We start from the raw sequence: 24,796 nt of genomic DNA on the forward strand, positions 1-24,796 counted from the left end.
GCGTGACGTGACGGGTCAGACCCGTCACGTAACGCGAGTTTGTCGATGCGGATCGCGGCGGCCTTGAACTCCGACGTTCCCGAGCGCTTGTCCCACGCGTCGTTGGTCAGGACGTTGATGTCGACGAGTTCCGGGAAGTGATAGGTGGTGAACGTCAGTCCGACCGGGATGTCCGGCTGCAGTCGGATGCTCATCTCGACCGATCCACGCGGTGACGACACACGCACCCGCTCGCCGTCCTCGAGCGACAGCGCGACGGCATCCTCCGGATTGACGTCGAGAGCCTCGCCGTACCGGATCGGCGACGTGAAGCCGCCGGACTGCACGCCGGTGTTGTACGAGTCGAGCGATCGACCGGTCGTGAGCCGCAGCGGGAACTCCGCCGACAACCGCTCCTTCGGACCTTCGTGTTCGACGACCGAGAACGGCGCCGGGTCCCGACCGCCGAGGTCGTCCTCCCACAACCAACCGTGGAGGAACGGTGATCCCGGATGATCGAGCGACGGACAGGGCCACTGCAACCCTCCGTCGTCGAGACGCTCGTACGACATCCCGGCGTGCAACGGCGACAGCGACCGCAGCTCGTCCCACAACGCCTCGGGTCCACTCGCGCCGAGGTCGACCCCGAGCCGACCGGCGAGCGCGACCATGATGTCGATGTCGTGGCGAGCCTCGCCCGGCGGTTCGACGGCAGCACGGACCCGTTGCACCCGCCGCTCCGACGACGTGACCGTTCCGTCGTGTTCGGCCCACGCCACCGATGCCGGGAACACGACATCGGCCAACTCTGCGGTCCGCGTCATGAAGATGTCCTGGACGACGAGACAGTCGAGTCCGTCCAGGAGTTCGCGGGCGTGGACGATGTCGGCCTCGGAGTCGGCGGGGTTCTCGCCGACCACGTACGCAGCGGTCATCTCGCCGCGCTCCATCGCCTCGAACATCAATGTGAGGTGGATCCCCGGATCGGGGTTGAGCGCGGTCCCGTAGACCCGCTCGAACTTCTCACGCGATGCGGGGTCGTCGATGTTCTGGAAACCGGGCAACTTGTCGGGCAAGGCACCCATGTCGCCACCGCCCTGCACGTTGTTCTGACCGCGCAGCGGAACGAGCCCCGAGCCCCAACGGCCGACGTGGCCGGTCAGCAGCGCCAGGTTGCACAGGGCGACCACGTTGTCGACCGCGTTGTGGTGTTCGGTGATTCCCAACGTCCAGAGGATCTGGCACTTCTCGCCGGTCGCGTACGCGTGCGCGACCTCGCGGATCGCCACGGCGGGAACACCGGTGACCTCGGCGGCCAGGTCGAGCGTGTACGGCTCGACCGCGGCGGCGAACTCGTCGAATCCGCTCGTGGAATGGGCGATGAAGTCCTCGTTCGCCAGCCCGGCGTGGATGATCTCGCGGGCCAGCGCATTCGCGAGCGCGATGTCGGTACCGACGTCGATCCCGAGCCACAGGTCGGCGAACTTGGAGCTCGACGTGCGACGCGGGTCGACGCAGTACATCGAGGCGCCGTTGTCCAGGCCCTTCATGAGGTGATGGAAGAAGATCGGGTGAGCCTCACGGGCGTTCGAGCCCCACAGCAGGATCACGTCGGCGTTCTCGATCTCCTCGTACGAGACCGTCCCTCCTCCTGCTCCGAACACTGTCGCCAGACCGACGACGGAAGGAGCGTGTCAAGTTCGATTGCAGGAGTCGATGTTGTTCGACCCCATCACCATCCGGGCGAACTTCTGGGCCAGGTAGTTGACCTCGTTGGTGGCCTTCGAGCACGAGAACATGCCGAACGCGTTCGGTTCCGACCCGTCGGCGACCCGCGTCCGAGCGCGTGACAGCCCGGCCGCCGCCCGGTCGAGTGCCTCGTCCCACGACGCCGACCGGAGTTCTCCGTCCACCCCGTCACGGACCATCGGCGTGGTTAATCGAGGAAGCCCCTGCCTGCCCATCCGCTGGTGGTGTGGCCGATGCGCTCCCTTTCCCATGCGACCCAAACTAACCGTTCCCTGGTCGCGGCGGGCGGCGATGCAGTCCGACACCGACCGGCGGTCCGTCCCGAGAAACCGACGGGAAACTCACCCAAGAGCCAGGTCACGAGGGCTGTCGTTCGCTAGCCTCGGCGGATATGCGTGAGCAGTGGGAAGGTCAGCCGGTCGAGATGGACCAACGTGCGCGTCCTCGCTACTCCAAGCCGGTCGAGCAGCGTCGACGTGAAGTCTTCCTCGGCGCCGCCGTCGTCGGCGTGCTGGGCATCGGTGCCGTCGCCGGATTCGCGACTGCGGGTGGCGACTCGGACGATTCGACGGCGATCGCCACCGCCGATCAGTCGGCGACCGACGATGCCGCGGCCGCGCCCGACGACGCGATCGCCGACATCGACCAGGCGATCGAAGCCACCGAGCAAGCCGAAGCCGCCGCAGAAGGCGACGAGTTCGTCGAGATGGTCGACGTGGAACTCGCCGGACTCGCGGATCCCGACCCCGACGAAGCCGGCGAAACCGAAGAACAGGCACGAGCCGACGGCGGATGCACGATCGGTGCACTCTCCCTCCGACTCGGCGCGACCGGCGACGGGGTGACCTGCCTCCAGGACGCACTCATCGACGCCGGTCACCTCAGCGGAACCGCCTCGGGCGAGTTCGACCAGGCCACGTTCGACGCGGTCAGCGGATATCAGCAGGCCGAGGACTTCTACGTCGATGGCGTCGTCGGGCGCGAAACCGCGCTCGGACTCGCGATCTGGCCCGACGAGGAGTCGCTGGTCACCCGCACCCCGGCGCCGGCACCCGGCGCGGTCGACCTCTGGGGTGTGGAGCTCTCCCCGGTCGGATCCGCCGGCGACGATGCCCCGCCGCTTCCCGAGGACTCCGGGTCCGGCTACCGGGTCGTCTACGACCGCGCCGGACAGCGCGTGTGGGCCGTCGACGAGAACGAGCGGATCATCCGCTCGTGGCTAGTGTCGGGCAGCACCTACGCGAACGAGATCCCCGGCACCCACCAGGTGTACAGCCGCTCGGAGATGTCGACGGCATGGAACGGCAAGGCCTACCTGCCGAACATGATCCGCTGGCTCAAGACCGAACGCGGCGCGATCGGGTTCCACGGGATTCCCACCAAGGTCGCCACCGGCGAGGTGTACCAGACCGACGAGGAGCTCGGCACCCGACTCTCCGGCGGCTGTCAGCGTCAGAACAACCTCGACGCGTCGTTCCTCTGGGGATTCGCCCCCGTCGGCACGACCGTCGTCGTCACCTGATCCGACGTCACCCTGGCGGACGTCGGTTGATCCGGCGTCACAGATCCCAGCGTGACTCGGAGCCGGCGTGGCCGGTGCGGAGCAACCAGATGGTCGTGGCGACCGCAGCGACGGCGGCGGCGATGCTGAGCGCCGTGCCGATCCAGTCAGGTGCTGGCGCAACGGCGGCCGACAATGCTCGGGCACGTGGCGCGCCGATCCGGTCCCACACCGCCAGCGCAACGGTGAGCAGCAGCCAGATGATCGCGAGCACGAAGGTGGTGTTCGCGAGGTCCTGATGGCGGTCGATGTCGCCGAACACGTTCTCGGCGTTCTTCGCCGCCTCCCCCGACTCCTTCGCCACGTACAGCATGGCGACGAGCACGAACACGACCGCAGGCGCCCACCATCCGATGCGTCGGCGCCAGTCCGCTCGAACAGCGAACACGATCGCGACGATCGCGGCGATCGGGATCAGGACGAGCGGCGCGTGGATCGCCAGCGGGTGGGTCGGAACACCGAGGAACTCGTCGAACACACCCGCGATCATGAGCCGAAGCTACCCCTCGGTAGGCATGGGGGTCGAACGACTCACGAGACGGTGATGTCGAGGGTCTGGCCCTGGCCGGCGTGGCTGTTCGATCCGCCTCCGAGGTTGCAGAGCAGGACATAGTTGCCCGGTTCGAGGGTCACGGTCAGGTCGGCTGTCGATCCGCCGCTGAGGCGATCGGTTCGTTCGATGAGCGTGTCCGGCGGAAGATCGTCCTCGATGACGGCGCCGCCCTCGGCGAGCGGCAGTGACTCGTAGCCGTCACCCTGGATGACGACGAACTCGTGGGGGAAGTTACCGTCGTTCGTCGCCGTGAATGTCACATCGCCCGCCGTGTACTCGGTCGGGGCGTCGATCGCCCACTCGACCATCGAGACGTCGACCGCGCCGGCCGCCTCCGCTCCACCATCGGTCGAGGTGTCCTCGGTCGTCGCTGTCGAATCGCCGGTGTCTGCGTCCGTCTCCGCCGTCTCGGCGGTGCTGTCCTCATCCGTCGTCTCGGCTTCCTCGCCTGCATCATCGCCCGAAGCGGTCGACCCGAGCGGGACGTCCTCCTCGCCGTCGGCCGGCGTGAAGTCCTCGGATGGATCGGTCTCGGCCTCGGTCGTCGGCGCCCCGGTCTCCACCGGCTCGTCAGCGTCGTCGGACCCTCCGCACGACGCCAGCACAGCGGCGACCACTCCGACAGCAACGATTCGGCGAGCGTTTCCCATGACCGGCGACGGTAGCCGACAGCCCCTTCCGGCGACGATCAACGTGGGGGGAACGCAGCGAGGTCCAGCGCATCCAGACGGGTCACGTCGTGAGGGACCGAGATTCCCAGCACGAGTCGGTCGATGCCCATCTCGATCGCTTCGTCGATCCGCGAACGGTCGTCGACCGCGTCATCGAACCCGTCGAGCACGCTGACTTCGAAGCTGGAAGGACGCGCCGACCCGATTCTCTCGATGTGCTCCCTGGCCTGCGGAGTGCGACGAAGGTTGACGCCGTCGGCCACGGCGAGCGCCAACTCGATCGTGGGCCAGGCCGACGCTCCCACGATGATCGGTGGGCACGGCGTGCGGCCGACCATGCCGTCGAGTCCCGCGAAGCCGACACCGGTCTCGGACCTGTAGGTCGCTTCTCCCGCCCAGATCGCGCGGACCGATCCGATCGTCTCGCGCAGCATCGTCCGGCGATGGTCGGGCGTTCCGAGATCGGTTCCGATCGCCTCGTGCTCGACCGCGAACCTCGATCCGGGCACGGCTCCGGATCCGATGCCGAGGTGAACACGACCAGGAGCCAGCGAGACCAGCGAGTCGACGGCCGACACGAGTTGGGCCGGGTGGCGGTTCTGCATGTTGGCCACGAGCAGTCCGAGGTCGATCGTGCTCGTCTTCGTCGCGATCGCCGCGAGACAGACGAAGGGGTCGCGCGACCACGGCCGCCCGACCACCGAGCCGCTGAAATGATCAGCGACCCAGACCGCGCTGAAGCCCGCATCCTCGGCGGCAACCGCCAGGTCGACCATCGCATCGACGTCGGCGCCGAACGGGTTGATGGCCAGATCGATCAACACGGCGATCACCGTAGACAGCCCGACGGCCACCTCGACGGAAATGACCGTCGGTGCCTGCCACCCACGGACTATTCCGGTGACACGTACGCTGGCGGAGATGCGCGATGGCGACGTGGAGCGATATCTCGAACGCATCGGGGTCGAGCGCGCGACCATCACGACCGACCTCGAAGGCTTGACGCGGCTCCAGCGCGCGCATCTCGTCCACGTCCCGTTCGAGAACCTCGACATCGTGTTCGCCGATGGCGTTCCACACGATCAGGCCGCGGCATTCGACAAGATCGTGACGAAGAGGCGCGGCGGTTGGTGCTTCGAACTCAACGGGGCGTTCGCCGGCTTGCTCGATGCGCTGGGCTTCGACGTCATCCTGCTCGGCGCCGCGGTGCTTCTCGGTGGACCGAGCACCGTGATCGATCACCTCGCGCTGGAAGTGTCCGGCGGACCCGACGACCTCGAACCACATCTCGTCGATGTGGGTTTCGGCGACGGACTCATCCGGCCGATCGCCCTCAATCGCAGCGGCCCGCAGGACGGAGGCAACGGCGCCTACGAACTGCTCCCCAGCCCGCAGGGAACCACCCTCGCGCGCCATGTCGGCGGTGTCCCGGAGGCCCAGTTCCGGTTCAAGCGGGTTGCCCACCGCTTCGACGACTTCGCGCCGATCTCCACCTCACTGCAGACCGATTCCACGAAACACTGGTCGACGAAACCGTTCGCCACGCGCCTGCTGGACACCACTCCCCCTGGTCGGGTCAAGCTCACCACCGACCGCCTCGAGGTCGACGAGGGCGCCGGAGCAACCAGCCGAGACGTCACCAGCGACGAGTGGGACGGCGTGCTGGCCGAGTGGTTCGAGATGCGACGACCCGGTCCCTGGCCGACCTGAGCAACGAACCCACGTTTGCGTTGTACTTCTGGTCGGACGTGCAACCCGAATGCGGACGCAAACGTGCGGGGGGGTGTCGAATCAGGCGTCGGCGGCGGTGCGCGGCTCGTGGGACACGTCGTCGGGGCCGAGCTCTCGGGTCCATGCGGCGATCTCGAGCGACACGCCGTCCGGGTCGCTGAAGTAGATCGACCGGACGAACACGCCGTCGTGCTGCTCGCGCGACACGCCCCACTCGCTGTCGTCGTGGTTCCACACCTCGGTGCAATCCACGTCGGCGTCGCGGAGCGCGGCGAGACAGTCGTCGATCTGGTCCGCGGACACGTTGAACGCGACGTGATTCATCGACCCGTGGGCGCTGACGATGTCGCCCTGGTCTGGGCGATTCGCCGGTTGGGACACACCGGGCACGCTCTGCGGCGCGTTCGGGAACCAGAAGAACGCGAGCGAGTCGCCGTTCCCGCAGTCGAAGAAGAAGTGCTGGCCACCGCCGGGGATCTCGATCGTCTTGGTCAGCGGCATTCCCAGGACGCCGCTGTAGAAGTCGACGGTCTTGGCCATGTCGCTGCTGACGAGCGCGAGGTGGTTGATCCCGGTGAACTCGATCGGGCGGGTGGCATCGGATCGGCGGGGTGCAGATGTGGTTGCAGTCGTCTCGCTCATGGTCGTCCATCTTCCCACGGCCGGTACGGTCAGACCGTGCCCGAAGCTCCCACCATCGCCGCGCCCGCACCAGGGTTCCAGCTGCCGCTCCACGGCGGAGGCACCTGGTCGCTCGGAGATCACGTCGGCGGCGACCACCGACGGCCGATCGTGATCGTCTTCCATCGGCACATCCATTGACTGCCGTGCGCCGAACACATCGCCGCCGTGAGCGAGCGACTCGCCGACCGGGCCGAGGTCGTCCTGGTGACGTTCACGACACCCGACCGTCTCGACGAGTATCAGCAACGGCGCGCGCTCGGCGTCCCGATCCTGATCGATGCGGACCGATCGGTGTACTCCGCCTACGGACTCGGCCGCGGCAGCCTCCGCGCGGTCTGGGGCTGGTCGACGCTGCGCCGCTACGGCGAAATCCTGCGCGAGACGATTGCGTCATCGGGTGTCCGGCACGGAATGAGGCAGGCCGCCGCGGAAATGACCGGGGCGACCGAGGACACGCGGCAGCTCGGCGGGGATTTCGTGATCGCTCCCGACGGCATGTTGGCGTGGATGCACCTCAGCGAGGGGCCCGCCGACCGGCCCGACGTCGAGGCAATGGTCGATGCCGTCGAACGGTGCGCACCGTGACAGGACTCCGCTGATGTCGACCACTCCCCTGCTCATTCGCCACCTCCCGCCCTCGGCCGAGGACGGTGCGGTCGACGACGACGCGATCTTCGACGGATTCACGGACGTGGTCATCGTGGCAACGTGGGGAGACGACAGCGGACCTAGTGGCCACCAGCCACCTGCCACGCATTCCCGTCTGGAACCGTGATCGGGACGTCGACCGGTACCTGCCGCCCTTCACCGACCGGCACCCACATGACAGTCGCGTCAAGATTTGTGAACATGAGAAATGTTCGCCGGTAGCTTCCCGACTCATGTCTGATAGCGGAATCCCCGGCCAACCTCCACCACCCAACCAGCCCCCACCACCCCAGCCTCCCCCACCTCAGCCGCCTGCCCCGCCGATTCAACCTCCCGGGCCACCCGCAGAGCCGCCGAGCGATTCCAAGAAGCCCTGGTGGAAGAAGTGGTGGGTCATCGCCATCGGTATCTTCGTGCTCTTGATCGTCATCGCCAGCGCCGCAGGTGCTGGGTCGGATGAAGGCAATGAGTCGTCCGCTGACGAGCCCTCCAACACCGAGACTCGCGCCGAGACCGAAGCTCCCGACGAAGCCGCAACTACCGAGGGAGCCGAGGCGCCCGCCGAAGCCGAAACCCCCGAGGCGACCGAGGCGACCGAGCCTCAAGAAGAGGCCGAGGCAACCGGGGAAGCGGCCGACGTCGGTCCATGCACGGTGCTCGACGAAGACACGATTGTCTTCGACGTCACGAACAACAGCAGCAAGCAATCGTCCTACTTCGTCGATGTCAACTTCCGAGATGACGCCGGCGAGCGTCTAGCAGACGAGACCGTGTTCGTGAACTACGTTCGACCAGGGGAGACCGCTCGAGAGGAACAGTTCGTCTTCGACTCGGCTGGCGGAACGACCTGTGAGATCGCTGAGGTTGAACGGTTTGCGGCCGAGTCCAGCGATGACGTGAACGAGGTTACGTGCGAGGTGACCGGCCTCGATTTCGCAGACGACATCGAGACCCGCTTGGTGGCAACCAACGGATCCTCGAAGCTCTCGGACTACTCGATTTCGGTTGCCATCGTTCGTGACGGGATTCGAATCGGGACAGCACTCGGCTTTATCGAGAACGTTGCTCCTGGCGAGTCGGCCCCGGGGGACGGCTTCTCAACAGCACCGGGCCCCCTCGAGGGCACGACTTGCGAGACGGTGAGCGTGGACCGCACGGACTCGTCGAGCTGAGCGAGTACGAGAACGTCGACGCCATCGGCCCCACCCATGGCGTCGTCACATCGAGGTAGCCACCTGGCAATCGGCTTGAGCCATCGGGAGCACCTACTCTGCTCCCGATGGCGGCCGACTCACCCCTGATCCGGCACCTCTCTTCAGAACCTGGCCCGGACGCCCTCCTCGAGGGCTTCACGGCCTACACCATCGATCAGGGCATCGAGATGTATCCGGCGCAGGAAGAAGCGGTGTTCGAGCTGCTGCTCGGCAACCACGTCATCGTCAACACGCCGACGGGTTCGGGCAAGTCGCTCGTCGCGACCGCGGCGCACTTCGCCGCGCTCGCGTCGGGTCGCCGGAGCTACTACACCGCGCCGATCAAGGCGCTCGTGAGCGAGAAGTTCTTCGCTCTGTGCCGCGACTTCGGCTCGGACAACGTCGGGATGATCACCGGCGATGCGGCGGTGAACGCGGACGCGCCGATCATCTGTTGCACGGCGGAGATCCTCGCCAACCAGGCGCTGCGGGATGGTCGGCGCACGGATGTGGACGTCGTGATCGTCGACGAGTTCCACTACTACGGCGACCCGCAGCGGGGATGGGCGTGGCAGTTCCCGCTGCTCGAACTCCCGCACGTCCAGTTCATCCTGATGTCGGCGACCCTCGGCGACGTCGGCTTCTTCCAGCGCGACCTTGAAGCCCGCGCCGATCGGTCGGTGTCGATCGTGAGGTCTGCGCAACGCCCCGTCCCGCTCCACTTCGAGTATCGGACGTCCACGCTCCATCACAGCGTCGAACAGCTGCTGGAATCGGGGCGCGCACCGATCTACATCGTCCACTTCACGCAGAAGGACGCGACCGACGCCGCACAGGGCTACCTGGCGCTCGACCCGCTGTCGAAGGAGGAGAAAGCCGCCGTCCGGAAGGCGATCGGTGACTTCCGTTTCGACTCGCCGATCGGCAAGGACCTCAAACGGTTCATCACCGCCGGCGTTGGTGTCCATCACGCCGGGCTCCTGCCGAAGTACCGACTGCTCGTCGAGAAGCTCGCCCAGGACGGGCTGCTCAAGATCATCTGCGGAACCGACACCCTCGGCGTCGGCGTCAACGTGCCGATCCGCTCCGTGCTGTTCACGCAGCTGTGCAAGTACGACGGCACGTCGGTCCGGATCCTGTCGAACCGCGAGTTCGCCCAGATCGCCGGCCGCGCAGGACGCAAGGGGTTCGACGACCGCGGTGACGTCTGGGTGCAGGCGCCCGAGCACGTCGTGGAGAACCTGCGCCTCGCGGAGAAGGCGGAGTCGTCGGGTCGCAAGAAGATCGTGAAGAAGAAGGCACCCGATCGCAACTACGCAGCGTGGGATCAGAACGTGTTCGACAAGTTGGTCGGCGGTCAGCCCGAGGAACTGCGGTCGCACTTCCACGTCAATCACCAGATGGTGATGTCGATGCTCGACCGTCCGGTGATCGACGGCGAGGACGGCTGCGCAGCGATCCGTCGCGTCCTCACCGACAACCACGAGACTCGCAAGCGCCAGCGCGGACACATCCGACGGACGATCTCGATCTACCGGTCACTCGTCGACGCGGGGATCCTCGAGTTCCTCGACGAACCCGACGAGGAGGGTCGACTCGTCCGCGTCATGATCGATCTCCAGGACGAATTCGCCCTCCACCAACCGCTCTCGCTGTGGGCGCTGCAGGCGATCGCCGAACTCCGTGACCACGGGGAGCAGCCCGATGCCACCGCGCCCAACCACGTCACCGAGGACGACGACGGGCCGGACGACGAGGACCACGACGACGCGATGGCGGTCGTCGTCGAGGCGCCACCGTTGTCGAACGAGGTGAGCCACGCGCTCGACGTCCTGACGATCATCGAAGCGGTGCAGGAGAACCCCGGTGTCGTCGTCGCCGCTCAGGTGGACGAGGCGAAGAGTGCACTGATGGCCGAGATGAAATCGTCCGGCGTCGAGTACGAGGAGCGGATGGAACGTCTCTCGCAGGTCGAGGCGCCGAAGCCGAACAAGGACTGGATCTACTCGAGCTTCAATCGGTTCCGCGCTCATCACCCGTGGGTCGGCGGCGACACGGTGAAGCCGAAGTCGGTCGTGCGCGATCTCTACGAGCGGTCGATGACGTTCGGCGAGTACGTGTCGCACTACAAGCTCAAGCGCTCCGAGGGCGTTGTCCTCCGCTACCTTTCCGACGTCTACAAGGGACTGATCCAGAACATCGCCGACGAGTACCGCACCGACGAGATCGACGACCTCACGTCGTGGCTGGGGATGCTCGTGCGCCAGGTGGACTCGAGCCTGATCGACGAGTGGGAGCGACTGATCGCGCCGTCCGACGACGACACCGAACCGGTTCGTCCGAGTTCGCCGGCGACCGTGATGGACGACGAGCGCGCCTTCCGCGTGATGGTCCGGAACCAGATCTTCGAGTGGACCCAGCGCCTCGCCCGACGCCGCGGTTACGACGGGCTCGTCGACAACGCGGTCGATGCGGAGCGGTTCGCGTCGGCCGCCGACGTGGCGACCGCGATGGCCCCGTACTGGGAGCGGTTCGATTCGATCGACCTCGGCCCCGACGCGCGCAACCCTGACCGGTTCGTCCACGAACCGCGCATCGGCCGTGTCGCACAGGTGCTGCTCGACCCGGACGAGACGAACGAGTGGCGGATCGAAGCGACCGTCGACACCGAGGCGTCGATCGAGGCCGGTCGTGCGGTCCTCCGCCTCGTCGACATCGTCGGACCGGTTTCCACCGGGGTCTGACCCCAGTTGACACTCAGGATCGGGACGGCGGTGGCAGGAGCAGGTATGCGCCGAGGAAGAAGCAGCAGGCGCCGAGGAAGGTCGCCAGGTCGACGAGAGTGATGTTGAGCGCCTGACCCGTGGGCAGGACGAGTGATGCGATGGCCGACGCCATGAAGAAGATCGAGCCGACGTAGTTGATTGCCGAGATCCACCAGTCCTCGTCGTCGCGGCGCACCGCCCACCACCCGCCGCAGACGACCGTCCACGCGAGGTGACTCGCGACCAGGAACGCGACGGAACCGAACATGTCGGGCGCCCACACCAGCCGGTTGATGTCGGGATCGTCGAGACTCGTGTTCATCGCCGCACCCGTGCTGATGTTGAACAGGAACGTGCCGATCAACTGCACGAACGCCGACCAGAAGAGTGCGCCGCGCGCGGTGTCTCTCCAGTTCCGCTTCCCCGATGTCGTCCGATCGATCTGCTGGTCGAACTGTCCGAGAGCGGCCGCCGTGAAGAAGATCGAACCGACGAAGAACGTGCCGGCCGAAATGCGCGGGTCGACGCGCGCGGCGTACGCAGGCAGCGACCCGAGCGCGAACAGCGCCGACCCGACCATGAACAGCAGCGCGACCCGCGATCCGAGATCGGACGGGTTCACACGCCAGGAGCGCGCCCACCGGATTCCGGACACCGATCGAGTCGTCACGTGTGTGCGAAGTGTTCGGTGTCCGGAGCGTCGTTCGGCGGGAACGCCTCCAGGTGGGCGACCGCCTTGTGGAGTTCGGCGAGCAGCGATTCGGCCAGGTCGGAGCTGAGTCCCTCACGGACCACGACGCGGAGAACGGCGACTTCGGTGGCATCGGCGGGCATCGTGTAGGCGGGCACCTGCCAACCCGCGAGTCGCAGCTGATCCGAGACGTGGAACACGGTGAAGGGCTGATCCGGTGCCATCGTGAACGAGAGCACCGGAATGGCCGAACCGTCGCTGACGACCTCGAACTGGGGCATCGCGGCCACGCCCGCCGAGATCGTCATCGCCGTCTCGCGCAACCGCTCCATGATCGCCGTGTACCCCTCGCGTCCGAGCCGCACGAAGTTGTAGTACTGCCCGACGAGCTGGTTCCCGGGTCGCGAGAAGTTCAGCGTGAACGTCGGCATGTCGCCGCCGAGATAGTTCACATGGAAGACCAGATCCTCCGGGAGTTCGTCCTTCGACCGCCAGATCGCGAATCCGAGACCGGGGTACGTGAGCCCGTACTTGTGGCCGGACACGTTGATCGACTTCACCTGCGGCAGGCGGAAGTCCCACTTCAGGTCGGGGTGGATGAACGGCGCGACGAAACCCCCGCTCGCCGCGTCGACGTGGATCGGGATGTCGAGCCCGTGCTCGGCGTTGTACGCGACGACCCGGTCGTGGATCTCCTCGATCGGCTCGAACTCACCCGTGTAGGTCGTCCCGAGAATCGGGATCACGCCGATCGTGTTCTCGTCGACGCGTTCCATCACCTCGTCGGGGTCGACGACGTAGCGGCCCGCTGTGACGGGGACGTAGCGCGGTTCCACGTCCCAGTACCGACAGAACTTCTCCCAAACGACCTGGACGTTGGAACCCATCACCATGTTGGGGCGATCGGCCGGGAGCCCGGCGGCTTCGCGACGAGCACGCCATTCCCACTTCATCGCCAGCCCGCACAACATGACCGCCTCGCTCGACCCGATCGTCGACACGCCGATCGCATCTCCGTCGCTCGGGGCGTTGAACAGGTCGGCGACGATGTTCACGCAGCGGCGTTCGATCTCCGCGGTCTGCGGGTACTCGTCCTTGTCGATCATGTTCTTGTCGAACGTCTCGGCCATCAACTGGTCGGCCTCGGGCTCCATCCACGTCGTGACGAAGGTCGCCATGTTGAGTCGCGAACTCCCGTCGAGCAACAACTCGTCGTGGATCATCCGATACACAGCCGTGGGAGACGATGCCGAGTCGGGGAGGCGGTTCTTCGGAACCGGTTGTGAGTTCAGCCGACCTGCATACGCAGGAATGTACTGTTCGTCATCGGAATTGTGCTCGTGGATCATTCTCGGGGCTCCTCAGGGGATTCGGTGCCCTGAAACTAGCCGTCGGTCGAGTGAGGAGTTGCGCCGATCTCGAATCAGCGGCGGGCCCGAATGATGACCGTGACGCCGCTCGTCCGGTCGCACGTGTCAGCCGCCTGCGCCCGGCAAGGCCGTCACGTGGATTCGACGAACCATGCGCCGTCGACCGCGTCGTCGACGAACGCGCCTCGAACTGATCCGGTCCGAGGTGGAACAGCCGAAACTCGTCGACCCAGATCTGACCGAGCCCACCCGACTCGATCTCGATCCCCTGGATCGTGGTCGACGACGTGAACGTCTGCTCGAGTTCGGGCCGTTCGACCAGATCGGCGTCGAAGTACCGCACGATCGCACCTTGCCCCTGGAGGTCGTGCACCCCGATCAGACCGTCGGCGGTCCGTCCGGCGAACCGGACGGTGGATTCGAACGTCGTCGCGTCCGGCGCCGGACTGTCGACGAAGTCGGTCGAGGTGATCGGTGGCGCCTCGAAGCCATGTCGAACCGGGCGCGGCCGTCGTCGACGGCGACGGAGCATCGGTCGACGAGCTCGACGGACCGACCGTCGTCGACGGAGCAGGAGTGCTGTCCGGCGCCGTGGTGCTGGCGCTGGTGCTCGTGCCGGCCTCGGAAATCGTCGTCCCGTCGGGCAACGAGAGCGTTCCCGGCTCGATACGGACCCAAACGATCACACCGGCTCGTTGGGACACCCCGCGGTCATACTCGGGTGATGGATCTCGACGTGGCGCTGCAGACACTCACCGGACGTGAGGACGCCGAGTTCCGGCCGCACCAGCGCGAGGCGGTCGAGGCGCTCGTCGCCCACCAGCGCGTGCTCGTCGTCCAACGCACCGGTTGGGGCAAGAGCGCCGTCTACTTTCTCGCGACACATCTGCTCCGGGAGCAGGGCCTCGGGCCGACCCTGTTGATCTCTCCCCTGCTCGCCCTCATGCGCAACCAGATCGAGGCCGCCACCCGGCTGGGTCTGCGCTGCATGACGGTCAACTCGTCGTCGAAGACCACCGTCGACGAACTGTCCGACGCCCTCAACACCGACTCGCTCGACCTGATCCTCGTCTCACCCGAGCGGCTCGCCAATCCGGAGTTCGCCGCCAAGGTGATGCCGATGCTCGAGGAGCGTCCCGGAATGATGGTGATCGACGAGGTCCACTGCATCTCCGACTGGGGCCACGATTTCCGGCCCGACTACCGCCGCATCGGGCAGATGCTCGACGAGTTCGGTCAGGGCCGCGTCCCGATCCTCGGCTGCACGGCCACCGCCAACCTGCGCGTCGTCGATGACGTCGCCGAACAGCTCGGTGCCGAGCTCACCACCTTCCGCGGCGCCCTCGGGCGTTCCGGACTCGCGCTGGGTGTCGTCGACCTTCCGGCTCAACCCGAGCGCCTCGTGTGGCTCGCTGAACGACTCGATGCCATGCCCGGATCGGGCATCGTCTACTGCCTCACGATCCGCGACACCCTCGCGGTCTCCGACTTCCTACAGTCGCGTGGTTTCGACGTGGCTGCGTACTCGGGTGCGACCGACTCCGACGAACGTGAGCAGTTGGAGCGGCGCCTCCAGGCGAACCAACTCAAGGCACTGGTCGCCACCAGTGCGCTCGGGATGGGGTACGACAAGCCCGACCTCGGCTTCGTGATCCACTTCCAGATGCCGGGTTCGCCGATCGCGTACTACCAGCAGGTCGGGCGAGCGGGTCGTGCACTCACCGAGAGCGTGGCGATTCTGCTCGTCGGCCAGGAGGACCTCCGCATCCAGAACCACTTCATCGACCGCGCGTTCCCGGATCCGGAGAAGGTCGACGAGGTCCTCGCCGTCCTCGACGGCACGCGAGGTCCGATCGGGATGCGTGACATCGCCGCCGAGGTCAACGTGAAGTGGGGCGACATCGAATCGATCCTGAAGCAACTCGATGTCGAAGGAACCGTGCGCCGCGTGAAGGGTCAGTCGTACGAACGCACCGAACAACGCTGGGTCTATCCGACCGAACGTGTCGACAACGTCACCCAGGCGCGCCGTTTCGAGCAGCAGCTGATGCGCGACTACGCCGAGACCTCCGGGTGCCGGATGCAATTCCTCACTGCGCTGCTCGATGACCCGGCCGAGGACCCGTGTGGAATCTGCGACAACTGCCGGCGCGCCGATCGCGTCGCATCCGGTGCTTCCGCGCTCGACTCACTGGCCGACTCCGGGGTGTTCGCCCCGTTCGAACCCGACTCGGTGGTGCTGCAGCGCGCCGGCGACTTCCTCCGCAACCGTCCGATCGTGCTCGCACCGAAGAAGCAGGGGATCCCGACCGAGGAACGCAGCGAGGTCGGCCACGCGCTCGCCGTGTGGGGGGACGACGGTTGGGGCCGCGCGATCGAACGCGGCAAGTACGCGGAGCGCCACTTCGGTGACGACCTCGTCGGCGCCCTGATCGATCTCGTCGCCACGTGGGCACCCGCCACCTCGATCGAGTGGGTCACCGCGGTCCCATCGCACCGGTCGGGTGATCTGGTCCCCGATCTCGCCCGCCGTCTCGCTGCCCGGCTCGGCATTCCATTCGAGGCGGCGGTGGTGCGGATCGACGAGCGGCCCCCGCAGGAGGTCCAGGCCAACAGCGCCCACCAACGCTCGAACGTGGAGGGAGCGTTCGACGCATCCGGCCCGGTACCGAGCGGACCGGTACTCCTCGTCGACGACCTCATCGATTCCGGGTGGACGCTGACCGAGGTCGGTCGCGTGCTGCGACGCGCGGGCAGCGGGCCGGTGCTTCCGTTGACGCTCGCAACCACACCGATCCGTTCCTGACCGATCACCCGCTGATGCGGCCGCACCTGATGTCGTCGCGTACGGTCGCGGCCCGATGGAGACGGTCGAGAGCACGCCGGTCGGCCGTTGGCAGTCGGCGCGCACCGTGGCACGCAACCCGTTGCTCGCCCGCTCCTTGCGCGGTCTCTTCGCGTTCTCGATCACCGAGCAGGGATGCTGGCTCGCGGTGCTCCTGTTCGCGTTCGAGCGCGGCGGCGTCGGCGAGGCCGGATGGCTCGCACTCTTCCTCCTGATTCCGTCGGCGGCGCTGGCACCCGTCCTCGCCATGGGGAGCGACGTGTTCCCACGGCATCGCGTCCTCACGATCGGCTATGGGCTCCTCGCGGCAGCGAGTATCGGAACCGGGACGGCCATGGTCCTGGATGCGCCGATCGTGTTGATCTACGCACTGGCACTCGTCTTCGCCGTGATCCTCACGTTCGCCGGTCCGGCGACGGCGGCGATCATCCCGATGGCCGCCACCACGCCCGACGAGTTGACCGCTGCCAACACCACGGCCGGGATGGTCGAGAACATCGGACGTCTGCTCGGACCGCTCCTCGCGGGTGTCATCCTCGTGAGCTCGTCGCCGGGGGCGGTCCTCATCTGGATCGGTGCCGTCATGGCGGTCGGCGCCATTGCGACCGTCGGCCGCCGGACGTCGACGGCGGTGAACGGGCGGCATGCCGACGACCCCGAGCGTCGATCCGCGCTCGTCGAGTTGACCGCCGGGATCCGTGTCCTGCGCAACGACCGTCAGATCCGCACGTTGGTCGGAGCGATCGTCACCACCTCGTGGATCGCCGGCGCGCTCGACGTGGGCGCCGCCGTGATCGCCGTCGACGTCCTCGATCGAGACGAGGCCGCGGTGAGCGTTCTGATCGTCGGCTTCGGCGCGGGTGGGCTGCTCGGTTCCGCAGCGAGTTTTGCTCTGGTGGGACGACGACGATTGGCGGTCGCGCTCGCGGCGAGCGTGGTCCTGATGAGCTCGGCCTTCGGTGTGGTCGGCTGGAGCACGAACGTCATCTCGGCAACGGTCCTGATGGTTCTCGTGGGAACGGGGGTGACCCTGACGTCGGTGACCGGCCGCACGATGCTCCAGGGTCTGGCTCCCGACGACACGCTGGCCCGACTGTTCGGGGTGCTCGAAGCCCTGAAGATGGTCGGACTGGCGCTCGGTGGCGTCGCGTTGTCGATCGTCGCCGTGCAGACGAGCCCGGCTGTTGCATTCGCGACGGTCGGCGGAGTCGGTGTCGTCGGCCTGATCGCGATGTGGTCACGGCTGGTCTCGATCGACGAAGCCCGCCGACCGATCGACCTCGACCTGCTCGAGTTGGCGCGGTCCACTGCGATCTTCGATGCGCTCCCCCCGTACGCCGTCGAACAGGTGATGCATGCCTTGGGCGACCAATCATTCGAACCCGGCACCGTCCTGATGCGTGAAGGGGAGACCGGCGACCGACTCTGTCTGATCGCCGAGGGAGGCGTCGAGGTCGTGGTGGGCGGCGAGATCGTGAACCACCACGGGCGAGGTGCGGTCATCGGCGAGATCGCGTTGCTGCACGACGTCCCACGCTCCGCGACGGTGGTGTCGGGGCCATCGGGGACCGTCGTGTACTGGATCGGTGCAGCGGCGTTCCTCGACGCCGTGAATCGGGTACCTCGGAGCCGCGCCAGAGCCGAAGCCGAAGCCAACCGACGCCTCGGACGCTGATCGCTGCGGGGAACGTCGGCCCCGCCGCCCGATCGACCGGAACAACTGACCTAGGGTCGCGCGCGCATGGACGCGGTCCAGACGCCTCGGGTCGGCCGATGGGGATCAGCGCGCGCCGTCGCTCGCCACCCGCTGTTCGCTCGGCTGCTGCGCAGCCATTTCGCCTTTTCGATCACCGAGCGAGGCTGTTGGGTCGCCGTTCTGTTGTTCGCGTTCGAACGGGGCGGCGTCGCCGAAGCAGGTTCGTTGGTTCTGTTCCTGCTCGTGCCTTCCGCTGCCCTCGCTCCCGTGCTCGCCTTCGCCAGCGACGTGCTCCCCCGACAACGCATGCTCACCTACGGGTACGGAGCTGTGGCACTCCTCAGTATCGGCACAGGAATCGCGATGGTGCTCGAGGCGCCGATCGTGCTCGTGTACACGCTCACCTTGCTCTTCTCCATCTCCCTCACGTTCGGCGGACCGGCTGCGGCCGCGATCATCCCGATGGCGGCGAGGACTCCGGACGAATTGTCGGCGGCCAACACGGCCGCCGGAGTGGTCGAGACGGCGGGACGGATGTTCGGGCCGCTGCTCGCCGGCATCGTTCTCATCGCTTCATCGCCGGGAGCGGTGCTGATCTGGATCGGCTTGCTCATGGCAGCCGGAGCGCTCGCAACGATCGGTCTCCGGACGACGAGCGTCGCCGTCGGCGGACCACACCTCGACGATCCCGCTCCCCAATCAGCCGTCGTCGAAGTGACGGCTGGACTGCGGATGGTGCGGACCGATCCGCAGGTCCGGGCACTCGTGGGAGGGGTGGCGACGGCATCGTGGATCGCTGGAGCCGTCGACGTGGGCGCCGCAGTGATCGCCATCGACGTACTCGGACGGGACGAAGCGTCGGCCAGCATTCTGATCACCGGCTTCGGAGTGGGCGGTCTGCTCGGCTCGACGCTGAGTTTCGCGCTCGTCGGACGACGACGACTCGCACGGGCCCTCGCTGCGAGCGTGGTGTCGATGTGCGTCGCACTCGGTGTGGTCGGGTGGAGCGCGCACCTCACGTCGGCGACGCTGCTGGTCGTCGTGGTCGGCGCGGGGGTGACCCTCACGTCGATCACCGGTCGCACGATGCTCCAGGGTCTGGCCCCTGACGACACGCTGGCCCGGCTGTTCGGCGTCCTCGAGGCGTCGAGGATGCTCGGCCTGGCACTCGGCGGGGCTGGGCTGTCGTTCCTCGCGGTACGGATGAGTACACCGCTCGCATTCGCCGCGGTCGGTGGCGTGGGTGTGGTCGGACTCGCGGTCATGTGGAAACGGCTGGTGTCGATCGATCGAGCGCGCAAGGCCGTCGATCCCGACCTGCTCGAACTCGCTCGATCGACCGACATCTTCAGCGCCCTTCCTCCGTTTGCGATCGAACAGGTGCTGCACGGTCTCGTCGACGAGACGTTCGAGCCGAACGCCACTCTGATCACGTTCGACGAACTGGGCGAAGATCTGTGTCTGGTCGCTCACGGGAAGGCGATCGTCGAACGCAACGGCGACGTCGTCGCGACGCAAGAGCGCGGTGCCGTGGTCGGCGAGATCGCCGTCCTGCGGGGAGTCCCGAGAACGGCAACGGTGGTCGCAGGCGACGAGGGCGTCGAGGTGTACTGGATGACCGCCGGAGCATTCCTCGACGCGGTCAACCGGGTGCCGCGGAGCCGGGCACGGGCGGAAGCCGAGGCCGACCGCCGGCTCGGACGATGACCGCCCGACTCGCCCGGCTGCAGCTCCCGGGGACGAGTGTGCTGTGCTGAGGCGATGAAATTCGGAGTCTTCTACGAGCATCAACTCCCGAAGCCGTGGACGGAGGACGACGAATACCGACTCTTGAACGAAGCGCTCGACCAGGTCGCACTGGCCGACCGACTGGGGTTCGACCACGCCTGGGAGGTCGAGCACCACTTCCTCGACGAGTACTCCCACTCGTCGGCACCCGAGGTCTTCCTCGCCGCTGCGGCAGCGAGGACCGACCGGATCCGACTGGGCCACGGCATCCGTCAGGTCATCCCGAACTACAACCACCCGGCTCGCACCGCTGAAGGCCTGGCCACGCTCGATCTGATCTCGGACGGCCGCGTCGACTTCGGGATCGGCGAGGGGGCGACCCGCCTGGAGCTGCACGGCTTCGGGATCCCCGCGAAGCAGAAGCGGGCGATGTCGCTCGAGTCGGCCGAGCAGATCGCCAACATGATGGTGCTCGACCCGTACCCCGGCTACGAGTCACCGAACTTCTCGATGCCGTGCCGCAACGTCTTGCCGAAGCCCCGGCAGAAACCGCACCCACCGATGTGGATCGCGTGCACGAACCGCGAAACCATCAAGGTCGCCGCCCGCAACGGACTCGGTGCGCTGGCCTTCACGTTCATCGACCCCGACGAGGCGAAGGCGTGGGCCGACATCTACTACGACATCATCAAGAGCGAGGAGTGCGTCCCGATCGGTCACACGGTGAACGCGAACCTCGCGTTGGTGACCGGGTTCTCGATGCACGAGGATCGCGCGACCGCGATCCGCAACGGCCAGGAGGGCTTCGAGTTCTTCGGGTACGCCATGAGTTCACTCGTCACTCGCGATCAGGTCCCCGGACGAACCGACCTGTGGGGTGATTTCCAGGCACTGCGCGACCCGGCGGTCGAGCAGAAACGGATCGCGGCGGCCGAGGCTGCCGGCGACACCTATTCGAGCTGCATCGGGACGCCGGCCGACGCGCGTCGCTACGTCCGCGAACTCGCAGACGTCGGTGTCGACCAGCTGATCTTCATCCAGCAGTGCGGCCGCAACCGTCACGCCGACATCTGCTCGTCACTCGAGATGTTCGGCGATCAGGTGCTGCCCGAGTTCCGAGCCGAGGAAGCAGAGCGACAACGTGCCAAGGACGAAGAACTCGCCCCGTTCGTCGAGGCCGCGCTGGCGCGCAAGCAGTGGATGCAACCCCTCGCCGACGACGAGATCCCGATCGTCCGCGCCTCGGTCTCCAAGCCCCAGGCCGCCGGCCGTCTCGCCTGACTGCGCGGTGGTGCCGGCACCAACGCGCGTTCTCGGAACTCATGCTGATCGACGCTCGGCGGTCGCGTACCGTGGTGCCACCCACCGCGGAACGGCCGCGATGACTCGGACGGAAGGAGCTCACACATGTCTGTCTTGACACCGCTCCCCCTCCGCCGCGCGCTGTAGACACCTGTCCTCCTGCGCGGCGACGTTCTCGTTCTCGCGATTCTCAGGAGTTCCGCACATGCGTTCCACCCCGTCATGGCTCGTCGTCGAGCCGTGGACCGACGTCGACCTCGGCGTCATCAAGGTCGGCAAGGAGGCCCAGGTCAACCTGGTCCACCGCACCGGCGCCGACAACCGCACCTGCCAATTCGCGCGCAAGCGCTACCTGCCGAGGGAGGTGACGTTCAAGGGCCAGCTCGAACAGCTCGGCGTCCAGCGATCCTCCGCGTTCGTCAACGACGTGCAGTACCGGGAGGGCCGGCAGTTCCGCAAGTCTCGCGACCGACGCGCAGTCGCGCAGATGTCCACCTACGGCAGACGGCTGCTGCAGGACCGCTGGACCGGCCACGAGCACGAGATCATGTCGCGGTTGTGGGCTGCCGGCATGAGCGTGCCCTACCCGATCGCGTACGGCGACGACGTGTTCGACCTCGAGTACATCGGCGACGACGCGCAAGCGGCCCCGCAGCTCCAGGCAGCGCGGCTGAGCCGTCGTGACCTCGGTGAAGCCTTCGACCAGTTGATCGTCGGGCTGCGCATCCTGATCGCCGAGGGTTTCGCGCACGGCGACCTCTCGGCCTACAACCTGCTCTGGTGGGACGACCGGCTCTGGTTCATCGACTTCCCCCAAGCCGTCGACATCGCCGCCAACCTCGCCGGACTGGATTTCGTCCACCGCGACGTCACCAACGTGTGCGGTTGGTTCCAGCGCAAGGGCCTCGACGCCGACGCCGAGGACACCTTCGCCGACCTCTTGCACTTCATGTAGCGGCGCCCGGGTACGTCAACCCGACGGAGGCATGGATCGGCCCACCAGCGCTGCACCCACCGACGCGAGCCGAAACAGTCGCTCGGGCCGATCCTCTCGACCATCGACTCGACTCCGGAGCTCGAGTCCGACCACGACCGAGAAGATCAGGTCGGCCAGGTCCTCGGCGGGGAGCAACGCGGCGAACGGCAGGTCCGACGTCGCCATGCGGATCCGCTCCTCGACGAAATCGAGCCACGGTCGCGTCGCCAGGTCGATGCCCTCACGCAGCTGCGGGCTCGAGGCAATCCCGCCGGCCAACTCGGTCAGCACCGCCATGTGGCCTGATTCACGATCATCGGCATAGAGCGCTTCGATCGTCCGCAGGAGCTCCTCGATGTCGGTCGAGTCGCCGAGTTCCTCTCGGTACCGGTCGAGCCGGCGGACGCTGCTCTCCTGGAGTGCCTGGATCAGCAGGGGTTCGATCCCACCGAAGTGGTAGTAGATCGCCGCCTGGTTGCATCCGGCGCGGGCCGCGATCGAGCGTGCCGTCGTCCCCGCGATGCCGTCCTGTCGAAGCGCCTCGAACGCGGCATCGACCAGTTCGCGACGAGTCCGCTCCGGGTCGGCCCCCCGCCCGCGCTTGCGACCGCCCGACGGCGTTCCCGGCGGTGTCGCTTCCGTCGGCGTGGTCGGAGTCGTCATGTCCATGGCCCCACCGTAGCACCATTCCGAGCGTTTGTTTCAACAAGGTGTTGCATTCAATTCAAACACCTGTTTATGATTCCTCCCATGATTCCAAACGAGCGTTTCAATCGATGGCTGTCACGGCCACTCCCCGCCTGGTGCACCCGCTCCCACCGGGCGCTGCCGACGATGCGAGTGCGAACCTCGACGGCGTCGACCACACCGCCGTGGCACTTCGCCCCGATGATGATCATCCGGCCGTTGGCTGCAGCCGCCGCGTTCGTCATCGCCGCCGCCCACGGCTGGTGGATCGTCGCCCTCCCGCTCGTCGGACTGGTGTACGGGACCGCACTCACCTGCGTGCATCACCTCATCCACGCGAGCCTCGGAATGACTCCCCGATTCCGTCACTTCTGGCTGCGCTGGATCGGACTCCTCGTCGTGGAGAGCGGTCACGCACTCCAGGTGACCCACCTCGCTCATCACCGGGGTGGCGCCGACGTGCCCGATCCGGAGGGGTCGATCGAGAACGCGACATGGCGCGAGATGCCGTTCGCCGCGCTCGCGTTCCGCTACCGGTTGATGACGCTCGGTCTGAAGATGGCGCCCGCCGTTCGCCGCCCCCGAATCGTGTTCGAGTTGGTCGTCCACGCCCTCTTCCACGTCGCTTCGTTGGCGCTGGTGCCCCTGACGATCATCCCGTGGGCCTTCCTGACGATGATCCACGTGTCGTCGTTCGCCTTCGCCATCCTCGCCGGGAAGGGACCGCAGACGAACTACGGCCGATCGATCGAATCGCCGTACGTCCGGGTCCACACATCGCTCGGACGCCTGCTCTTCTTCAGCCACGATCAGCACCTGGAGCACCACGCTGCCCCGAAGGTTCCGCTGCCGCATCTTCGCCGTCTGCAGCCGGAGTTCGACGCCGCCTTCGCCGACCTCGAACTGCACGAGATCCGGATGCCGCTGTGAACGCCTCGACCCTGTCGCCATCACCCGACGACGCCGGTGTTCCGAGCCGACTGCTTCCCGTGAGTGGGGGGCGCGGCTCGGTCACGGCAACGGCCCACGGCGTCACCGGCCGACTCGTTGCCCGCCTGATCGGGCTCCGGCCGGGCACCACCAGGACGGGATCGCTGACCGTCGAACAGCACGGCAGCACCGAGCGTTGGGTCCGACGGTTCGGAACCCGCGTCTGGAGTTCGACGCTCCGACCTGGCAGCTCCGATCGTCATCTCCAGGAACGGCTCGGTCCGTTGACCATGCACTTCGACACGTTCATCGGATGCGACCGATCGACGGTGATGACGCTCGACAGTGTTCACGTCGGCCCCGTTCGCCTCCCGCTTCGTGACGCCGTCTCGGTCACGGGACGGATCGACGGCGGCGCCACCACCGTCGACATCCACGTTCTCGGCGGGTCGTGCCGATACGACGTGGAGTTCGGGGTACCGCGATGACGACGGTGCTCGCGCTCCTCCTCGTGAATGCCGTGCTCGGCGCATGGGACACGCTGTGGTACCACGAATACCGCGCACGGCTGACCGCTCGTCTCGACTCCACGCGGACCGAACTTCGACTGCACGCGGCCCGCGACGCGATCTACGTCGTCCTCTACGGCGGTCTCGCCTGGTGGCGCCCATCGGGTGTGGTCGTCGCCGCCGTGGCCGTGTTCCTCGTCGCCGAGATCGTGATCACCCTCGCCGATTTCGTCGTCGAGGATCGGGACCGGCCGTCGATCGGCGGAATCGCACCGGGCGAACGGATCCTGCACTCGCTCATGGCGATCGTGTACGGCATGATGCTCGTCCGCCTGGTGCCGGTGCTGTCGGCGGGGGCGTTCGAACCGACCGGCGTCATCCGCCACGACGCCCCGGTCGGCGTGTCGATCGCCGCGACGGCTGCCGCCCTCGGCATCGCAGTTTCCGGAGCCCGCGACGTGCTCGCCCTCCGCGGCACCGACCTCGTCTGGCCGGAGAACCATCCGGTGTCTGACACCGGATGGTTCA

Annotated in this window: 23 protein-coding genes; 15 read left to right on the forward strand and 8 right to left on the reverse strand. The window is 67.0% G+C overall.

Annotated features, from left to right (window positions below; all coding sequences use genetic code 11):
• Positions 1–1,979, reverse strand: a 1,979-nt coding sequence (locus ON45_RS02235; protein WP_241432135.1) for a molybdopterin oxidoreductase family protein, incomplete at its 3' end; no start/stop codon positions are given.
• Positions 1,980–2,119: 140 nt separating this feature from the next.
• Between ON45_RS02235 and ON45_RS20895 the strand changes: the two genes are divergently transcribed.
• Positions 2,120–3,250: a L,D-transpeptidase family protein gene (locus tag ON45_RS20895; protein WP_051062303.1), complete on the forward strand. Its 1,131-nt coding sequence runs from the start codon at positions 2,120–2,122 to the stop codon at positions 3,248–3,250.
• Positions 3,251–3,287: 37 nt separating this feature from the next.
• Here ON45_RS20895 and ON45_RS02250 read toward each other — a convergent pair whose 3' ends face one another.
• From ON45_RS02250 to ON45_RS20905, 3 genes are read right to left on the reverse strand one after another with little or no spacing between them, the layout of a single operon-like run.
• Complete coding sequence (locus ON45_RS02250) at positions 3,288–3,779, reverse strand: DUF2231 domain-containing protein (RefSeq protein WP_040491561.1); 492 nt, start codon at positions 3,777–3,779, stop codon at positions 3,288–3,290.
• 41 nt (positions 3,780–3,820) lie between these two features.
• Positions 3,821–4,492: a hypothetical protein gene (locus ON45_RS20900; protein WP_051062304.1), complete on the reverse strand. Its 672-nt coding sequence runs from the start codon at positions 4,490–4,492 to the stop codon at positions 3,821–3,823.
• A 38-nt stretch (positions 4,493–4,530) separates the two neighbouring features.
• The gene (locus tag ON45_RS20905) at positions 4,531–5,337 is read right to left on the reverse strand and encodes an LLM class flavin-dependent oxidoreductase (RefSeq protein WP_158412144.1); all 807 of its coding nucleotides are present in this window, start codon (positions 5,335–5,337) and stop codon (positions 4,531–4,533) included.
• A 76-nt stretch (positions 5,338–5,413) separates the two neighbouring features.
• On the opposite strand from ON45_RS20905, the gene ON45_RS20910 reads away from it, so the two are divergent.
• Positions 5,414–6,223: an arylamine N-acetyltransferase family protein gene (locus ON45_RS20910; protein ID WP_158412146.1), complete on the forward strand. Its 810-nt coding sequence runs from the start codon at positions 5,414–5,416 to the stop codon at positions 6,221–6,223.
• 81 nt (positions 6,224–6,304) lie between these two features.
• On the opposite strand, the gene ON45_RS02270 is transcribed toward ON45_RS20910, so the two are convergent.
• A complete protein-coding gene (locus tag ON45_RS02270) occupies positions 6,305–6,886 on the reverse strand; it encodes a VOC family protein (RefSeq protein ID WP_083914123.1) in 582 nt (193 codons plus the stop codon).
• A 36-nt stretch (positions 6,887–6,922) separates the two neighbouring features.
• On the opposite strand from ON45_RS02270, the gene ON45_RS22905 reads away from it, so the two are divergent.
• The 5 genes from ON45_RS22905 (at position 6,923) to ON45_RS02285 (ending at position 11,513) form a co-directional block, all read left to right on the forward strand.
• Positions 6,923–7,066 (forward strand): hypothetical protein, encoded by a 144-nt coding sequence (locus ON45_RS22905; RefSeq protein ID WP_158412148.1) that lies wholly within the window; start codon positions 6,923–6,925, stop codon positions 7,064–7,066.
• 27 nt (positions 7,067–7,093) lie between these two features.
• Positions 7,094–7,513 (forward strand): AhpC/TSA family protein, encoded by a 420-nt coding sequence (locus ON45_RS02275; RefSeq protein ID WP_040491563.1) that lies wholly within the window; start codon positions 7,094–7,096, stop codon positions 7,511–7,513.
• 13 nt (positions 7,514–7,526) lie between these two features.
• On the forward strand, positions 7,527–7,703 hold the full coding sequence (locus ON45_RS23445) for a hypothetical protein (protein ID WP_162471538.1): 177 nt from the start codon (positions 7,527–7,529) through the stop codon (positions 7,701–7,703).
• On the forward strand, positions 7,660–8,748 hold the full coding sequence (locus ON45_RS23490) for a hypothetical protein (RefSeq protein WP_173400687.1): 1,089 nt from the start codon (positions 7,660–7,662) through the stop codon (positions 8,746–8,748). Before ON45_RS23445 ends, ON45_RS23490 begins: the two co-directional genes overlap by 44 nt.
• A gap of 107 nt (positions 8,749–8,855) precedes the next feature.
• Complete coding sequence (locus ON45_RS02285; RefSeq protein WP_040491567.1) at positions 8,856–11,513, forward strand: DEAD/DEAH box helicase; 2,658 nt, start codon at positions 8,856–8,858, stop codon at positions 11,511–11,513.
• A gap of 13 nt (positions 11,514–11,526) precedes the next feature.
• On the opposite strand, the gene ON45_RS02290 is transcribed toward ON45_RS02285, so the two are convergent.
• Together ON45_RS02290 and gad are read right to left on the reverse strand one after the other, a co-directional pair.
• A complete protein-coding gene (locus ON45_RS02290; RefSeq protein ID WP_083914117.1) occupies positions 11,527–12,204 on the reverse strand; it encodes a hypothetical protein in 678 nt (225 codons plus the stop codon).
• Positions 12,201–13,574 (reverse strand): glutamate decarboxylase, encoded by a 1,374-nt coding sequence (gene gad, locus ON45_RS02295; RefSeq protein ID WP_040491568.1) that lies wholly within the window; start codon positions 13,572–13,574, stop codon positions 12,201–12,203. The genes ON45_RS02290 and gad overlap by 4 nt, the downstream gene beginning before the upstream one ends.
• A 745-nt stretch (positions 13,575–14,319) precedes the next feature.
• Between gad and ON45_RS02305 the strand changes: the two genes are divergently transcribed.
• The 5 genes from ON45_RS02305 to ON45_RS02325 all read left to right on the forward strand — a co-directional run bounded on the left by ON45_RS02305 (position 14,320) and on the right by ON45_RS02325 (position 22,121).
• Entirely contained in the window at positions 14,320–16,401 is a 2,082-nt protein-coding gene (locus ON45_RS02305) for a RecQ family ATP-dependent DNA helicase (protein WP_040491570.1), read from the forward strand.
• Positions 16,402–16,456: 55 nt separating this feature from the next.
• The gene (locus ON45_RS02310) at positions 16,457–18,115 is read left to right on the forward strand and encodes an MFS transporter (protein WP_040491571.1); all 1,659 of its coding nucleotides are present in this window, start codon (positions 16,457–16,459) and stop codon (positions 18,113–18,115) included.
• A 66-nt stretch (positions 18,116–18,181) separates the two neighbouring features.
• Positions 18,182–19,843, forward strand: a complete 1,662-nt coding sequence (locus ON45_RS02315) for a cyclic nucleotide-binding domain-containing protein (protein ID WP_040491572.1) — start codon at positions 18,182–18,184, stop codon at positions 19,841–19,843.
• 54 nt (positions 19,844–19,897) lie between these two features.
• The gene (locus ON45_RS02320) at positions 19,898–21,145 is read left to right on the forward strand and encodes an LLM class flavin-dependent oxidoreductase (RefSeq protein ID WP_040491573.1); all 1,248 of its coding nucleotides are present in this window, start codon (positions 19,898–19,900) and stop codon (positions 21,143–21,145) included.
• A gap of 226 nt (positions 21,146–21,371) precedes the next feature.
• Entirely contained in the window at positions 21,372–22,121 is a 750-nt protein-coding gene (locus tag ON45_RS02325; protein WP_051062307.1) for an RIO1 family regulatory kinase/ATPase domain-containing protein, read from the forward strand.
• Between the two features lie 15 nt (positions 22,122–22,136).
• Here ON45_RS02325 and ON45_RS02330 read toward each other — a convergent pair whose 3' ends face one another.
• A complete protein-coding gene (locus ON45_RS02330; protein ID WP_040491575.1) occupies positions 22,137–22,811 on the reverse strand; it encodes a TetR/AcrR family transcriptional regulator in 675 nt (224 codons plus the stop codon).
• Between the two features lie 165 nt (positions 22,812–22,976).
• Between ON45_RS02330 and ON45_RS02335 the strand changes: the two genes are divergently transcribed.
• From ON45_RS02335 to ON45_RS02345, 3 genes are all read left to right on the forward strand, one after another.
• Positions 22,977–23,759: a fatty acid desaturase gene (locus ON45_RS02335; RefSeq protein WP_158412152.1), complete on the forward strand. Its 783-nt coding sequence runs from the start codon at positions 22,977–22,979 to the stop codon at positions 23,757–23,759.
• A complete protein-coding gene (locus ON45_RS20915) occupies positions 23,756–24,247 on the forward strand; it encodes a hypothetical protein (RefSeq protein WP_051062308.1) in 492 nt (163 codons plus the stop codon). Before ON45_RS02335 ends, ON45_RS20915 begins: the two co-directional genes overlap by 4 nt.
• Positions 24,244–24,796, forward strand: a 553-nt coding sequence (locus ON45_RS02345) for a hypothetical protein (protein ID WP_051062309.1), incomplete at its 3' end; no start/stop codon positions are given. The genes ON45_RS20915 and ON45_RS02345, both read left to right, overlap by 4 nt.

Source organism: Ilumatobacter nonamiensis YM16-303, from assembly GCF_000350145.1.
GTDB classification, from domain to species: Bacteria; Actinomycetota; Acidimicrobiia; order Acidimicrobiales; family Ilumatobacteraceae; genus Ilumatobacter_A; species Ilumatobacter_A nonamiensis.